The sequence below is a fragment of the Streptomyces caelestis genome (assembly GCF_001279005.1).
Taxonomy (GTDB): domain Bacteria; phylum Actinomycetota; class Actinomycetes; order Streptomycetales; family Streptomycetaceae; genus Streptomyces; species Streptomyces heliomycini.
On record NZ_LGCN01000261.1, the window covers coordinates 1 to 14805 of the forward strand.

Consider the following 14805-nt stretch of genomic DNA (forward strand, 5'->3'; position numbering starts at 1 on the left):
GAGTGTTGTCGTGGAGGACGCCGCCGGTGTGGTGACGCGATCGGGTCGGATTGCCGGCGGGGGCTGACCGGGCGCGCGGGGGCGCGCTAGTGTTTTGGGTATCCATCGGGAAGGTCCGTTCTTCCTGGGTGGTCAGGCCCTCGCACCGGGATGCCAGTCCCGGCGGGGGCCGAAGTCTTTTTCGGGTGGTGTGCGCTGAGCGTAAGGGTGTCGGGGGTGCGGAAATCCAGCTGAGCCGGTGATGTTCACCCGCCCGAGTGATCACGTGCCTCGGGCGGGAAAGGGTGGGGCTTGGTGGGGTGTTTTCCCCTTGAGTTCTTGCTTGGTAAGGCGCCGACGGCACCGGGGCTTCAGATCCCGGGTTCCGGTGATGTAAGGCGCAGTTCGGCCCAGACGGTCTTGCGCGGGAAGCGGCCCTCGCTCACGCCCCAGCGGTCCGCGAGCGCCTCCACGAGAAGCAGGCCGCGGCCGGACTCGGCTTCGGGAGAGGGCGGCTGGAGCTCGGGCAGGCGTTCGCCCCGGGTGTCGGTGACCTCGATACGGAGGGTGTCGGCCACCACGTAGAACGTGAGCCGGAAGTCCCGGCCTGCGACGCGACCGTGGGTTGCCGCGTTGGCGGCCAGCTCCGCGATGACCTGACGGGCGGGATCCATCGGCAGTCCCCAGGAACGGAGTTGTTCCGCGCCGAGCAGGCGGGCGAGACGGGCGCCGCGCGGCGTGGGGGAGAACAGCGCGGTGAAGTTGCGGAGGGGGGTGGCGGGTTCGGCGGTTCGCTGATTCACATCACTCAGCGTGGCCGGATCCGCGTACCGTGGTGAGTGACTCAGCGCGTACATGCGGTCACTGTCCGGTGGTTGTCCGGTGCTGTCGGGGCTGTTCCGACGGTTGGTACGGGTAGGGCGCCGGGTGCGTCACGGACGGTTCCGAAGGAGAGGTGCGGCATGACGGCGGTCGAGGCGGAAGCGGGTCGGCTCAAGGAAGAGGCGGACGAACCCGGTTGGGAGGTGGACCCGGACGACGAGTGGGGCGTCGCGGTCATCACGACCGTCGGACGCCAGCTGAAGCTGCGCCGCGAGGCCGTGGGCATGCGGGCCGCCGAGTTCGGCAGGGTCGTCGGCTACGGCGAGGACATGATCTACAAGATCGAAGGCGGCAAGCGGATCCCCCGCCAGGAGTTCCTGGACAAGGCGGACGAGGTCCTGGACGCGGGCGGCCTCATCGCGGCGGCCTGGGAGGACGTGAAGAAGGTCCGGTACCCGAAGAAAGTTCGCGCGCTGGGGAAGTTGGAAGCGAGAGCTGTCGAGATCGCTGTGTACCAGTCCAACAGCATCAATGGCTTGTTGCAGACGCCGGAGCACGCGCGAGCTGTGATCGGGGCAGCACAACCGCCCTACTCTCCGGACGACGTGGAGCGCATGGTGGCTGCACGCATCGCCCGGCGAACAGTCTTCGAGCGTGACCCCGCCCCGGCGCTCAGCTTCGTCTTGGAAGAGGGGGTTATGCGTCGACCTATCGGCGGCACAATGGTGTGGCGTCAGCAGCTCGAACGTCTGTTGGAGGTGGGGCGGTTGCACAACGTCGTACTTCAGGTGATGCCGATGAACTGTGAGACTCACTCCGGGACGGACGGCACGATCGAAGTGCTGAAGTTCGCGGATGGTACGGCGGTTGGTCGGGCTGATGGTGAGTTCAACGGGCGGCCGACTTCGGACCCCAAACAGCTGCGCATCCTTGAACTGCAGTATGGGACGATCCGAGCTCAGGCGCTCTCGCCTCGTGAATCGCTGGCCTTCATCGAGCAACTGCTGGGAGAAACATGATCCGCAAGACCGCTGCCGGGGACGCTTCCGAGCTGGCGTGGTTCAAGAGCAGCTACAGCAGCGGCAACAACGGCGAGTCCTGCCTCGAACTCGCCCTCACCCCCGGTACCGTCCACGTCCGCGACTCCAAGAACCTCGCAGGCCCGCGGCTCGCTCTCGCCCCGGGCGCTTGGGCGCGTTTCGTGGCGTTCGCCTCGGAATCATGATCCGCAAGATCCCCGCCGGTGACGCCTCCGAGCTGGCTTGGTTCAAGAGCAGCTACAGCGACGGCACTGATGGCAATTCCTGCGTCGAGCTCGCCCTCACCCCCGGTGCCGTCCACGTCCGCGACTCCAAGAACCTCGCAGGCCCGCGACTCGCTCTCGCCCCGGGCGCTTGGGCGCGTTTCGTGGCGTTCGCCTCCGAGGGCTGACCCCAGGCTTCACCCCCGGCGTCAGGTCCCTCGGGGCATCCTCGTGCGTCCGGTCGGAGCGGAGCACGCCCTCCGAAGCAGGGACCCGGAGCCCGCATCGACCCTCGTACCAGTCCCGAGTTCCGCTTCGAGGCGTACGCGGCCTGATCCGTCGCCGCCCCCGACCGGCTTCGGCCGGGGACGGAACGCCGAAAGCGACCCCGAGGGCGGGCGCGGGGCCGTTCTCGGGGTCGCTCGGGTGGTGCCGGGTGTGCGGTGGGTCAGACCGTCACGCCGTTGGCGCGCAGGAACTGCGCCGGGTCCACGGCGGAGCCGTAGTTCGGGGTGGTGCGGATCTCGAAGTGCAGGTGCGGGCCGCTGGAGTTGCCGGTGTTGCCGGACAGGGCGATCTCCTGGCCGGTCTTGACGACCTGGCCGGCCTTCACGTTCACCTGCGACAGGTGGGCGTACTGGGAGTACTTCCCGTTGCCGTGGTTGATGACGATCGCGTTGCCGTACGCGGGGCCGTCGCCGGCGCCGTTGGGGCCGGCCTTGACGACGGTGCCGCCGTGCGCGGCCATCACCGTGGTGCCGGTCGGGACGGCGTAGTCCTGGCCGCTGTGCTTGTGCGCCCACATGCCGCCGTTCTGGGCGAAGCTCGCGGACAGCTGGTAGTTCTTCACCGGGGAGACCCAGGAGGCCGTCGTCTTCTGGGCGGCGGTCTGCGTCTGGGCGGCGGTGGCGGCACTGGGCGCGGCCGTGTTCTCGGCGGCGACCGCGGCCCCGACTCCCAGGACGACCGTGGCGCCCATGCCGGCGGCCAGGACGGCGGCGCGGGGACGGGTCAGGGACGTGCGGGGGAAACGGGACGTGACGCGCTCGAACATCGAAACCTCGTGGGTGAGGGGGCGGGGGAAGCCACCGGCGGAACGGGTCCGTGCCGTGGTGGCCGTTCCTTGGTAACGGCCGCCGCCCAAAAGCCGCAAAGGTGTGACCTACGATGAAAGGTCGTACTCCGGGCGTGAGGCGCAGGTCTCTTGACGAATGGTCCTGAACGGAGCGAAACCCGCCATTTCAAGCTGATCGATCAGCCTTGCGCACTAAATGTCCCTTTTAAGTTCAACGATTTTTCCACTAACCCGGGTAGTACCGGACAAAGCGCCTGTGCGGCTTGTCACCAGGGGGACGGTCCGGCCGCCCGGCGGATGTGGCGTGGGTCTCCGGAGCTTCCCTCCCCGCTCAGCCGCCCAGCACCTCCAGCGACACCCACAGCGCCACCGTCGACGCCAGCAGCGCCGCCGGGACGGTGGCCAGGCCCAGCAGGGTGAAGCGCCTGAGGCTGACCTCGTGGGCGTGGTGGTGGGCGATGCGGCGCCACAGGAGGGTGGCCAGGGAGCCCGCGTAGGTGAGGTTCGGGCCGATGTTGACGCCCAGCAGGACCGCGAGGACCGCGCCGGGGCCGGACGGCGCGGCCAGGGGGACGAGGGCGAGGACCGCCGGCAGGTTGTTGATCAGGTTGGCGAGCAGTGCCGCCAGGCCCGCGACGGCCAGCAGGGCGGGCAGGGACGTGCCGTCGGGGAGGACGGCGCCGAGGGCGTCGTCCAGGCCGTGGTCCAGGACCGCCCGTACGACCACGCCGAGGGCGAGGACGAACGCGAGGAACGGCAGGTCGGCGGAGTGGAGGATCGTGACCGGGGTGGTGTGGCGGCGTGCCAGGGCGCGTACGGCCAGCACGGTCGCGCCGGCCGCCGCCGCCCACGCCGGGTCGACGCCGACCGCGGACGCCACGGCGAACCCGGCGAGCGTGGCGGCCACGGTCACCAGGGCGAAGAGCGGCAGCTCCACCGGTTCCCCCGGCGCCTCGGGCGCGGCGGGCTCCGCGTCCAGGTCGGCGGCGAAGAAGCGGCGGAAGACGGCGTACTCCACGGCGATCGCCGCCAGCCACGGCAGGGTCATCAGCAGCGCGAAGCGGGTGAAGCTCAGCCCCGTGGCGGTGAACGCGAGCAGGTTCGTCAGGTTCGACACCGGCAGCAGCAGCGACGCCGTGTTCGACAGGTGCGCGCCGGCGTAGACGTGGGGGGCCGGCCGGGCGCCCATCCGGGTGGCGGTGGCGAACACCACCGGCGTCAGCAGCACCACGGTGGCGTCCAGGCTGAGCACGGCGGTGATCAGCGAGGCGAGGGCGAAGACCGCGCCCAGCAGCCTGCGCGGCCGGTGGCGGGACCAGCGGGCCATCCAGACCCCGCAGGCGTGGAAGAGACCCTCGTCGGCACAGAGCCGGGCCAGCACCAGTACGGCGGCGAGGAAGCCGATCACCGGACCGAGCCGGACGGCCTCCTCCCGGACCGCCTCCAGGGAGATCGCGCCGGTCGCGATCACGACGCCGGCCGCGGGCACCGCGAACACCGCCTCCGGCCAGCGGAACGGACGGACGACGGCACACACCAGCACCACGGCCAGCGCGGCGACGGACAGCGACTCGAGCAGCACGCTCCCGATCATCCACAGAGGGCGGCGGGACGCGGACACCGCGTCCCCCATATGCCGGAGGGCGGTACCTTCGACCTCACGCAGAAGTGGGCCGATGAGGAGAGTCAACGTGAGCAAGTTCGTGCGGCCCGCCGTCGAGGGTGCCGACCCGTTCGGTACGGCGCGGCTGCGGCGCGGGGTCCTGGACGCCTGGGCCACCAGCCCCGCCCGCTTCCGGGAGGACGCCAACGCCGAGGAGGACCTCGTCCTCGGCGGGTACCGGGACCGCCTCGTCGTCGAACTCGCCCAGAACGCCGCCGACGCCGCCGCCCGCGCGGGCGTGCCGGGACGGCTGCGGCTCACCCTGCGCGACGGGGTCCTCGTCGCCGCCAACACCGGGGCCCCGCTGGACGCGGCCGGCGTCGAGTCGCTGTCCACGCTGCGGGCCTCCGCCAAGCGGGACGCGCCGGACCGGGCCGTGGGCCGGTTCGGCGTCGGCTTCGCCGCCGTCCTCGCCGTCACCGACGAGCCCGCCGTCGTCGGCCGGCACGGCGGGGTCCGCTGGTCGCTGGCCGAGGCCCGCGAGCTCGCGGACGACACCGCCCGGCACAGCCCCGGCCTGGGGGACGAGATCCGCCGCCGGGACGGGCACGTGCCGCTGCTGCGGCTGCCGTTCGCCGCCGAGGGCACCGCGCCCGCCCCGTACGACACGGCCGTCATCCTCCCGCTGCGCGACACCGCCGCCGCCGACCTCGCCGAGCGGCTGCTGCACGCCGTCGACGACGCCCTGCTGCTCGCCCTGCCCGGCCTGGAGGAGGTCGTCGTCGAGATCGGGGACGCGGAGCCCCGCACCGTCGGCCGCCGCGGCGAGGACGGACTCACCGTCGTCGAGGACTCCAAGGAGGGGACCACCCGCTGGCGCACCGCCGTCGCGCACGGTCCGCTCACCCCCGAGCTGCTCGCCGACCGGCCGGTCGAGGAGCGGCTGCGCCCGTACTGGTCGGTCACCTGGGCCGTCCCCGTGGACTCCGACGGCAGCCCCGCCCGGCCCCGCACCAGCGCCGTCGTGCACGCGCCCACCCCCAGCGACGAGCCGCTCGGCGTGCCCGCGCTGCTCATCGCCTCCCTCCCGTTGGACTCCACCCGCCGGCACGCCGCCCCCGGCCCGCTCACCGACTTCCTCGTGCAGCGCGCCGCCGACGCCTACGCCGGACTCCTCGCCGACTGGCGCCCGGTGACCGCCGGGATCATCGACCTGGTGCCGGGCCCGCTCGGCAAGGGCGAACTGGACGGCGCCCTGCGCCGGGCGATCCTCGAGAGGCTGCCCCGCACGTCCTTCCTGCCGCCGGCCGGCGGGCGGGACGAGCGGCACGACGACTCCGACCTGCCCGAGTCCCTGCGCCCCAGGGACGCCGAGGTCGTCGAGGGCGCGGGCGCGGACACCGTACGGGTGCTGGCCGAAGTCCTCCCGACCCTCCTGCCCGCCGGTCTCGAACGCCGCGCGGAGCTGCGCACGCTGGGCGTGGCACGCCTCCCGCTCACCGACGCGATCGACCGGCTGGCCGGCCTGGAGAAGTCCCCCGACTGGTGGCGGCGGCTGTACGACAGCCTCGCCGGGGTCGACCCGGACCGGCTGTCCGGGCTGCCGGTGCCGCTGGCCGACGGCAGGACGACGATCGGCCCCCGTCAGGTGCTGCTGCCCGGGACGGAGGCCGCCCGGATCGACCCCGAGGTGCTGGCCCGGCTCGGGCTCAAGGTCGCCCACCCGGACGCCGCCCACCCCCTCCTGGAGAAGCTCGGCGCGCTCCCCGCCACCCCGCGCGCCGTCCTCACCACCCCGCAGGTGCGGGCCGCCGTCGCCGCCTCGCTCGACGACGAGGGCGGGGTGAACTGGGAGGAGGACGCCCCGGACGCCGAGGAGCTCGCCGAGACCGTGCTCGGCCTGGTGCGCGACGCCGGGCTGGAACCCGGCGACGAGCCCTGGCTGGGCGCCCTGGCCCTGCCCGACGAGGACGGCGAACTCTCCCCGGCCTGCGAGCTGGTCTTCCCCGGCGGACCGTTCGCCCAGGTCATGCGGGAGGGCGAACTCGCGGCGGTGGACGCCGAACTGGCCGACAGGTGGGGCGAACAGCCGCTGGCCGCCTGCGGGGTGCTGGTGGACTTCGCGCTGATCCGCGCCACCGACGTCGTCCTCGACCCCGACGAACTGGAGCCCCGCGAGGGGGACTTCGCCGAACCCGACGACGCCGGTCTGCTGGACGCCGTGGACGTGTGGAGCGAGGACGTCCTCGACCGCTTCCCGGACAGTCCCGTACCGCCCGTCGCCACCGAGCTCGTCGCCGTGCGCGACCTCGACCTCGTGGACGACGACCAGTGGCCCCGCGCCCTCGCCCTGCTCGCCCGCCCGCCGCTGCGCGACGCGCTCACCCAGCCGGTGCGGATCCTGCTGCACGACGGCACCCACGAGACCGTACGGCCGTACACCGCGTGGTGGCTGCGCGGGCACCCGGTGATCGGCGGGCGCCGCCCCGCCGGACTGCGCGCGGCCGGCGGCGACCCGCTGCTGCGCGGCCTGTACGACGAGGCCGACGCGACCGGGTTCGAGGACGAGCAGGTGCTGCGGGCGCTGGGCGTACGGACCTCGGTGGCCGCCCTCCTCGACGAGCCCGGCGGCGCGGCGGAGCTGCTGGACCGCCTCGCCGACCCCGACCGCCCGGTCACGGCGGCCCAACTGCACGCCCTGTACGGCGCGCTGGCCGAACTGGACCCCGAGCAGGTGACCCTGCCGGACGATCTGCGGGCCGTGGTCGACGGCCGGGTCGAGGTGGTGGACGCCGCCGACGCGGTGGTCGTCGACTCGCCGGACCTGCTGCCGTTCACCTCCGGCGTGCCGCTGCTGCCCGTGCGGCCGGCGCGGGCCGCCGAGCTGGCCGAGCTGTTCCAGGTGCGGCGGCTGAGCGAGTCCGTCACCGGCGAGGTGGACTCCGAGGGCACGGAGCACGACGTGCCGGAGCCGGTGCGGGTGCTGCTGGGGCCGCGCACCCCGGCGTCGTACGTCGAGCACGGGGAACTCGTCGTCGACGGCGTGGAGATCGACTGGCGCCTCACCGAAGGCGGCGTCCTGCACGCCGCGACCCTGGAGGGCGTGGCCGCGGGCCTCGCCTGGGCGGCGGGCCAGTGGCCCCGGCGCTTCGAGGTGGCGGCCCTGCTGGAAGACCCGTCCCGCACCGAGGAGTTGGCGCGGGACCGCTGGTTCGACTGAGCCCCGGAAATCCCGCACGAATCTTTCACTTCTCGTACAACCATATGATCCGGTGGTGCATCTGATCATGTGAGTCAACAGACTCCACGATCATTCGGGGCCCCGCGCCGACGAAGAGCCGTACGAAACGACCAGAGCCGGGGCCCCCCTTCTCCAACGTGGGGAAACACATGCGTATGCGCGCCACCGTGGCCGCCGTCTCCGGCGCCCTGGCCCTGTCCGCCCTCGCCGTCCCGGCCGCCCACGCCGACGCCGACCTCGACGTGCCGAGCGCCGCCGAGCGCTTCGGCGCCTCCTCCGCCAAGCCGGCGCTCCGTGCCGCCGCCGAGGAGCTGCCCGTCGTCACCAAGGTGACCATCAACTCGGGCAAGGACGTCGTCGTCGGCACCACCAACGTCAAGAACTTCACCGTCTCGGTGACCGCCCGCCACTCGACGGGCGTCCAGGACGCCTACGTCTTCCTGTGGCACGGCAGCGCACCCACGGAGGAGGGCATGGACGGCGCCCTCGTCCCGAACGAGGAGGTCGCCGACTGCAAGGCCTCCAGCGCCACCACCTCCACCTGCAAGCTCACCTTCACGGCCTACCCGGGCTACGACCTGTACAAGAACGCGCTGGCCGGCACCTGGAAGGTGACCGTCGGCGCGCTCGCCGGCAACGAGAGCTTCTACTGGAACGACCGCCACACCACCCACAGGGTGCAGCGCTCCTCCAAGCTCACCGTCAACGCCTCCCCCGAGCCGGTGAAGAAGGGCAAGACCCTCACCGTCACGGGCAAGCTGTCCCGCGCCAACTGGGAGACCGGCAAGTACGCCGGCTACACCGGCCAGTCGGTGAAGCTCCAGTTCCGCAAGAAGAGCTCCAGCACCTACACCACGGTCAAGACCATCAAGACCAACTCCAAGGGCGAGCTGAAGACCACCGTCAAGGCCTCCGCCGACGGCTACTACCGCTACTCCTTCGCGGGCACCTCGACCACCCCGGCGGTCAACGCGGCCGGTGACTTCGTCGACGTGAAGTAACTCGACCTCCGATACCGGCAGTTCACCTCCCGAACGCCAGGGTGAACTGCCGGTGTCGTCTCCGCCAAGCCTTCGCACGGCGTACAACCGGTCACTCCCGCCACGGATCAGATCATGCGAGTCACCAGACTCCACCGTCACCCTGTGGGGGATCCAACACATGCGTACACATGCCACCGTGGCCGCCGTCACCGGCGCCCTGGCTCTCTCCGCCCTCGTCGTGCCGGCCGCCGCACAGGCCGCCGACGACACCCGGCCGTCCTTCGGGGCGACCGTCAGCGACACCACCGCCGGCCTCAAGGCCGGCCTGAAGGCCGACGCGTCCGCGCCCACCGCCCGCAGCGGCGCCTCCGCGAAGGCCGCCGCCGCGCTCGACGTCACCGTCTCCGGCGTGTCGGTCAACCACAACAAGGACGTCGTCGTCGGTACGACCGGCACCTACACCGTGCCGCTCACGTACACCCTGAACCACACCGGCGACCTGGGCGCCTACGGCACCGCCGCGATGATCTACCACGGCACCTCGATCGACGACGCGACCTGGGGCTTCGCCTCCGACGACGCGGCCGCCTGCACCGAGGTCTCCCCGACCGCCCTGAAGTGCTCGACCACCGTCACCTTCCTGCCGGACGAACTGCTCAACGAGGACGCCGGCACCTGGCGCGTCGGCGTCGTCGTGGTCACCGAGGACGACGAGGTGACCCTGGAGAACGTGGGCACCCGCAAGGTCCTGCGCACCTCCAAGGTGACCGTCGACGCCGCTCCGGAGCCGGTGAAGAAGGGCGCGACCATCACCGTCACCGGCAAGCTGACCCGCGCCGACTGGGACACCAACACGTACGTCGGCTACGGCAGCCAGTCCGTGGTCCTCCAGTACCGCGCGAAGGACTCCAGCGCCTACGGCAACGTCAAGGGGATCAAGTCCACCTCCACCGGCGCCCTGAAGACGACCGTCACGGCGAGCGCCGGCGGCCACTACCGCTTCGTCTTCAACGGCTCCCCGACCGGCGGCAAGGCCACCGCCACCGGTGACTACATCGGCGTGCAGTAACCCCCGGGGCCTACCCGACGGGAAAGCGGCGGTCGACCAGTCTCCACAGGAGTTCCAGGGCGGCCGCCGCCACCACCGCGATGCCGACCGCGGCCCACGGCATCACCGTGCCGACCAGCCTCAACGCGAAGAAGTGCTGCAGCCACGGCACGGCCAGCACCACCAGGAACGCGGCGCCCATCGCCGCCACCAGCCCGATCCGCCACCAGGTGTAGGGGCGGGCGATGATCGCCAGCACCCACAGCGAGATCAGGAACAGCGTCAGCGTCGCGGCGCTGGTCTCCGCGGCCAGCGCGTCCGGCCCGCTGTAGTGGTGCCGCGCCACCAGGTACGTCACGAAGGTCGCCGCCCCGGCCAGCACCCCGCCCGGGATCGCGTACCGCATGACCCGCCGTACGAAGTGCGGCCGGGCGCGTTCCCGGTTGGGGGCGAGGGCCAGGAAGAACGCCGGGACGCCGATGGTGAGCGTGGACAGCAGCGTCAGGTGGCGCGGCAGGAACGGGTACTCCACCTGCGAGATCACCACCAGCACCGCGAGCAGCACCGAGTACACCGTCTTCACCAGGAACAGCGTCGCGACCCGGGTGATGTTGCCGATCACCCGCCGCCCCTCCGCCACCACCGACGGCAGCGTGGCGAAGCTGTTGTTCAGCAGCACGATCTGCGCGACCGCCCGCGTGGCCTCCGAGCCGGAGCCCATCGCCACGCCGATGTCCGCGTCCTTCAGCGCCAGCACGTCGTTCACGCCGTCCCCGGTCATCGCGACCGTGTGGCCGCCGGACTGGAGCGCGCCCACCATGTTCCGCTTCTGCTGCGGGGTGACCCGCCCGAACACCGTGCCCTCGTCCAGCGCCTCGGCCATCCCGTCCCGGTCGGCGGGCAGCCGGCGCGCGTCCACCGCCGTCCCCGACAGGCCCAGCTTGGACGCGACCGCCCCGACCGACACCGCGTTGTCCCCGGAGATGACCTTGGCGCGGACGTCCTGCTCGGCGAAGTAGCGCAGGGTGTCGGCCGCGTCCGGGCGCAGCCGCTGCTCCAGCACCACCAGCGCGGCCGGCCGTACGCCCTCGACGGCCCCGGGGTCGCCCGCGTCCACGCCGTCGCGGACGCGGGCGAGCAGCAGCACCCGCAGCCCCTGCTCGTTCATCCGCCCGGTCTCGGCCAGCGCCGGGTCGCCGGGGCCGAGCAGCACGTCCGGGGCTCCCAGCAGCCAGCTGACGGACGCGCCGGCGCCCTCGTCGAACGTCGCGCCGCTGTACTTGCGGGCGGAGGAGAAGGGCAGGGTGTCGGTGAGGCGCCACCCGGTGGTGTCCGGGTAGGCGTCGATGATCGCCCGCAGGGAGGCGTTCGGGCGGGGGTCCGCCGAGCCGAGCTCGCCCAGCACCTTGCGGAGGTACGCCTCGTCGCCGTCACCCAGCACCCGCAGCCCGGTGACGTCCATGCCGCCCTCGGTGAGCGTGCCCGTCTTGTCCAGGCACACCGTGTCGACGCGGGCCAGCCCCTCGATCGCCGGCAGCTCCTGCACCAGGCACTGCTTGCGGCCCAGCCGGATCACCCCGATCGCGAAGGCGACGGAGGTGAGCAGCACCAGTCCCTCGGGGACCATCGGCACGATCCCGCCGACCGTGCGGGCGACCGAGTCCTTCAGCTCGCTGTCCTTGACCACGAGCTGGCTGACGACCAGGCCGATCGCGGTCGGGACCATCATCCACGTCACGTACTTGAGGATCGTGGAGATGCCCGAGCGCAGCTCGGAGTGGACCAGCGTGAACCGGGACGCCTCCTCGGCGAGCTGCGCCGCGTACGCCTCGCGCCCCACCCGGGTCGCCTGGAAGGAGCCGCCGCCCGCGACGACGAAGCTGCCGGACAGGACCGGGTCCCCGGGCCGCTTCACCACGGGATCGGCCTCGCCGGTGAGCAGTGACTCGTCGATCTCCAGGCCGTCCGCCTCGACGCACAGCCCGTCGACGACGACCTTGTCACCCGGTCCGACCTCGATCAGGTCGTCCAGCACGATCCCGGAGGTGCCGATCTCCGCGGCCGTCCCGTCCCGGCGCACCGTGGGCCGTACCTCGCCGATCACCGCGAGGGAGTCGAGGGTCTTCTTCGCCCGCCACTCCTGGACGATGCCGATGCCGGTGTTGGCGAGGATCACGAAGCCGAACAGGCTGTCCTGGATGGGCGCGACCACCAGCATGATCAGCCAGAGCACGCCGATGATCGCGTTGAACCGGGTGAACACGTTCGCGCGGACGATCTCGGCGAGGGACCGGCTGCTGCGCACCGGCACGTCGTTGACCTGTCCGCGCGCCACCCGCTCGGCCACTTCCGCGGCCGTCAGTCCGGTGACCGGTGAGGTGATCCTGGCGGGCCGCACGGCGTCGACCCGGTCGCCCGCCTCGAGATGCGTCATGCATCCGACGGTACGTGCGGATCCGACGGCCCACCCACCCGATCGGCGGAAGATCCGACCTGGGGAGGACGGCCGTAGTGCCGTGGTCGTACGGCGGCGGCGCGGAGGCCGGCGGGGCCCGGTCGGCAGGACTCAGTCGGCAGGACTCAGTCGGCCGACGGGGCGGGGGAGTGGCCGGCCGCGGAGGCCGCCCCGGCCGCCCGGGTCCGCTTGATCGCGGCGTCGCGCCTGCGGACGTACCAGATGCCGATGAAGCCGAGCCCGCCGCCGGCCAGGCAGGTCCACAGCCACCAGGTGTGGCCGTGGTCGTCGAACCAGCCGTAGAACGGCAGCTGGACCAGGAACAGGGCGAACCAGACGATCGTGCCGCCGATGATGGTGGCGACCACGGGGCCCTCCAGGGGCTCCGGCGCCTCGTGCTTGGGGGTCCACTTCGCCATGCGGACAGCTTACGAGGGACCCGGCACGTGACGGGGACCGCATGGGCCGCGTGACGGAGACCGCAGGGGGCCGTGCGGGTCTACGCGCGGAGATAGCGTGGACGGCGTTATATGTTCATACTGAATCCGTTTGTCTCTGACCGCTTTCATTCGTAGAAAACACCAAAGGGCTTCGGGGGGACGCCCACCGGTGATGAGGTCCCCGCATGTCCCCGTCGGCCACCGCCAAGGCCCCCACCCCCGAGCAGCCGGGGTCCGGTGCCGCATCCGGCGGCGCTCTGGACCGCTACTTCCGGATCTCCGAGCGCGGCAGCACCCTGTCCCGCGAGATCCGCGGTGGGTTCGCCACCTTCTTCGCCATGGCGTACATCGTCGTGCTGAACCCGATCATCCTGGGCAGCGCGAAGGACATGTACGGCCACCAGCTCGACAACGCCCAGCTGGTCACCGCGACCGCCCTGACCGCGGCGTTCACCACGCTGCTCATGGGCGTCATCGGCAACGTCCCGATCGCGCTGGCCGCCGGACTCGGCGTGAACTCGGTCGTCGCCCTCCAGCTCGCGCCGCGCATGTCGTGGCCGGACGCCATGGGCATGGTGGTGCTGGCCGGCTTCGTCGTCATGATCCTGGTCGCCACCGGTCTGCGCGAGCGCGTGATGAACGCCGTCCCCTACGGACTGCGCAAGGCCATCGCCATCGGCATCGGCCTGTTCATCCTGCTGATCGGTCTGGTCGACTCCGGGTTCGTCACCCGCATGCCGGACGCCGCCCAGACCACCGTCCCGCTCCAGCTCGGCACCGGCGGTCACCTCATCGGCTGGCCGGTCCTCGTCTTCGTCCTCGGCACGCTGCTCACGCTGGCGCTGATCGTGCGCAGGGTGCCGGGCGCGATCCTCATCTCGATCGTCGTCATGACGGTCGTCGCGCTGATCGTCAACGCCGTCGCCGACGTCCCGTCCTGGGGCCTGACGACCCCGACCTGGCCCGGCAACCCGCTCGCCACCCCCGACTTCGGCCTGATCGGCGAGGTCAGCCTGTTCGGCGGCTTCGGCAAGGTCGGCGTGCTGACCGGCATCCTGTTCGTCTTCACCGTGCTGCTGTCGTGCTTCTTCGACGCGATGGGCACGATCATGGGCGTCTCGGACGAGGCCAAGCTGACCGACGCGCAGGGCCAGATGCCCGGCATCAACAAGGTCCTGTTCATCGACGGCGTCGCGGTCGCCGCGGGCGGCGCCAGCTCCTCCTCGGCCACCACCGCCTTCGTGGAGTCCACGGCCGGCGTCGGCGAGGGCGCGCGGACCGGCTTCGCCAACGTCGTCACCGGCGGCCTGTTCGCGGCGGCGCTGTTCCTCACGCCCGTCGCCACCATGGTCCCGTCCCAGGCGGCCACCCCGGCACTGGTCGCGGTGGGCTTCCTGATCCTGGCCGGGTCGATCAAGGAGATCGACTGGGCCGACCACACGATCGCCGTCCCGGCCTTCGTGACGATGCTGATGATGCCGTTCACCTACTCGATCACCAACGGCATCGGCATGGGCTTCATCACCTTCGTGGCGCTGCGCCTGGTGGTCGGCCGCGGCCGGGAGGTCCCGCCGGCGATGTACGCGGTGGCGGCGGTCTTCACCTTCTACTACCTGATGCCGGCGCTGGGCCTGACCTGATCCCGCGCCAAGGGGCCCACGGGCCCCGCGGGGCTCACCGGGCCCGCGGGGTGCACCGGGCCCATGGGGTGCACCGGGCCCATGGGGCTCACGTGGCCTCGTAGAACTTCTCCGTCTCCTCGACGGCGGTCTGGAACCGCTGGTCGAAGTCATCGCGCATGAGCGTCCGGACGACATAGAGCTTGTCTCACGTGGTGTGAGGTTGATGCGGCATGATGCCGTGCCATGGGTGTTGGTTTGTCGCAGCGGTTGGTTCCTGACGAACTCTGGTCGCTC

The 14805-nt window shown here is 71.7% G+C and carries 12 protein-coding genes and 1 pseudogene; 7 read left to right on the top strand and 6 right to left on the bottom strand.

Annotated features, from left to right (window positions below):
- Positions 1 to 350: 350 nt before the first annotated feature.
- Positions 351 to 782 (bottom strand): ATP-binding protein, encoded by a 432-nt coding sequence (locus ADK41_RS35825; RefSeq protein WP_030837110.1) that lies wholly within the window; start codon positions 780 to 782, stop codon positions 351 to 353.
- Between the two features lie 159 nt (positions 783 to 941).
- Here ADK41_RS35825 and ADK41_RS35830 point away from each other — a divergent pair, with 159 nt between their 5' ends.
- From ADK41_RS35830 to ADK41_RS35840, 3 genes are read left to right on the top strand one after another with little or no spacing between them, the layout of a single operon-like run.
- A complete protein-coding gene (locus ADK41_RS35830; RefSeq protein WP_030837107.1) occupies positions 942 to 1820 on the top strand; it encodes a helix-turn-helix domain-containing protein in 879 nt (292 codons plus the stop codon).
- Positions 1817 to 2026 carry a DUF397 domain-containing protein gene (locus tag ADK41_RS35835; RefSeq protein ID WP_030837104.1) on the top strand — a complete coding sequence of 70 codons (210 nt, stop codon included), beginning with the start codon at positions 1817 to 1819 and terminating at the stop codon, positions 2024 to 2026. Before ADK41_RS35830 ends, ADK41_RS35835 begins: the two co-directional genes overlap by 4 nt.
- Positions 2023 to 2232, top strand: coding sequence for a DUF397 domain-containing protein (locus tag ADK41_RS35840; RefSeq protein ID WP_030837101.1), 210 nt, complete (start codon positions 2023 to 2025; stop codon positions 2230 to 2232). Before ADK41_RS35835 ends, ADK41_RS35840 begins: the two co-directional genes overlap by 4 nt.
- 260 nt (positions 2233 to 2492) lie before the next feature.
- Here ADK41_RS35840 and ADK41_RS35845 read toward each other — a convergent pair whose 3' ends face one another.
- Together ADK41_RS35845 and ADK41_RS35850 are read right to left on the bottom strand one after the other, a co-directional pair.
- Positions 2493 to 3098, bottom strand: a complete 606-nt coding sequence (locus tag ADK41_RS35845; RefSeq protein WP_030837098.1) for a M23 family metallopeptidase — start codon at positions 3096 to 3098, stop codon at positions 2493 to 2495.
- 352 nt (positions 3099 to 3450) lie between these two features.
- On the bottom strand, positions 3451 to 4713 hold the full coding sequence (locus ADK41_RS35850; RefSeq protein WP_030837095.1) for an SLC13 family permease: 1263 nt from the start codon (positions 4711 to 4713) through the stop codon (positions 3451 to 3453).
- 82 nt (positions 4714 to 4795) lie between these two features.
- On the opposite strand from ADK41_RS35850, the gene ADK41_RS35855 reads away from it, so the two are divergent.
- The 3 genes from ADK41_RS35855 (at position 4796) to ADK41_RS35865 (ending at position 10015) form a co-directional block, all read left to right on the top strand.
- On the top strand, positions 4796 to 7942 hold the full coding sequence (locus ADK41_RS35855; RefSeq protein WP_030837093.1) for a sacsin N-terminal ATP-binding-like domain-containing protein: 3147 nt from the start codon (positions 4796 to 4798) through the stop codon (positions 7940 to 7942).
- A gap of 170 nt (positions 7943 to 8112) precedes the next feature.
- Positions 8113 to 8964 (top strand): DUF5707 domain-containing protein, encoded by an 852-nt coding sequence (locus ADK41_RS35860; protein ID WP_030837090.1) that lies wholly within the window; start codon positions 8113 to 8115, stop codon positions 8962 to 8964.
- A 160-nt stretch (positions 8965 to 9124) separates the two neighbouring features.
- On the top strand, positions 9125 to 10015 hold the full coding sequence (locus ADK41_RS35865; RefSeq protein WP_030837086.1) for a hypothetical protein: 891 nt from the start codon (positions 9125 to 9127) through the stop codon (positions 10013 to 10015).
- A gap of 10 nt (positions 10016 to 10025) precedes the next feature.
- Here the strand turns inward: ADK41_RS35865 and ADK41_RS35870 are convergent, their stop codons facing one another.
- Both ADK41_RS35870 and ADK41_RS35875 read right to left on the bottom strand, forming a co-directional pair.
- Positions 10026 to 12428, bottom strand: a complete 2403-nt coding sequence (locus ADK41_RS35870; protein WP_030837084.1) for an HAD-IC family P-type ATPase — start codon at positions 12426 to 12428, stop codon at positions 10026 to 10028.
- 146 nt (positions 12429 to 12574) lie between these two features.
- A complete protein-coding gene (locus ADK41_RS35875; RefSeq protein ID WP_030837080.1) occupies positions 12575 to 12868 on the bottom strand; it encodes a DUF2530 domain-containing protein in 294 nt (97 codons plus the stop codon).
- A gap of 206 nt (positions 12869 to 13074) precedes the next feature.
- Between ADK41_RS35875 and ADK41_RS35880 the strand changes: the two genes are divergently transcribed.
- Positions 13075 to 14529: an NCS2 family permease gene (locus tag ADK41_RS35880; protein WP_030837077.1), complete on the top strand. Its 1455-nt coding sequence runs from the start codon at positions 13075 to 13077 to the stop codon at positions 14527 to 14529.
- Positions 14530 to 14617: 88 nt separating this feature from the next.
- Here the strand turns inward: ADK41_RS35880 and ADK41_RS43740 are convergent.
- Positions 14618 to 14707: pseudogene (locus tag ADK41_RS43740) on the bottom strand (ribbon-helix-helix protein, CopG family); the annotation flags it as partial.
- Positions 14708 to 14805 lie beyond the last annotated feature (98 nt).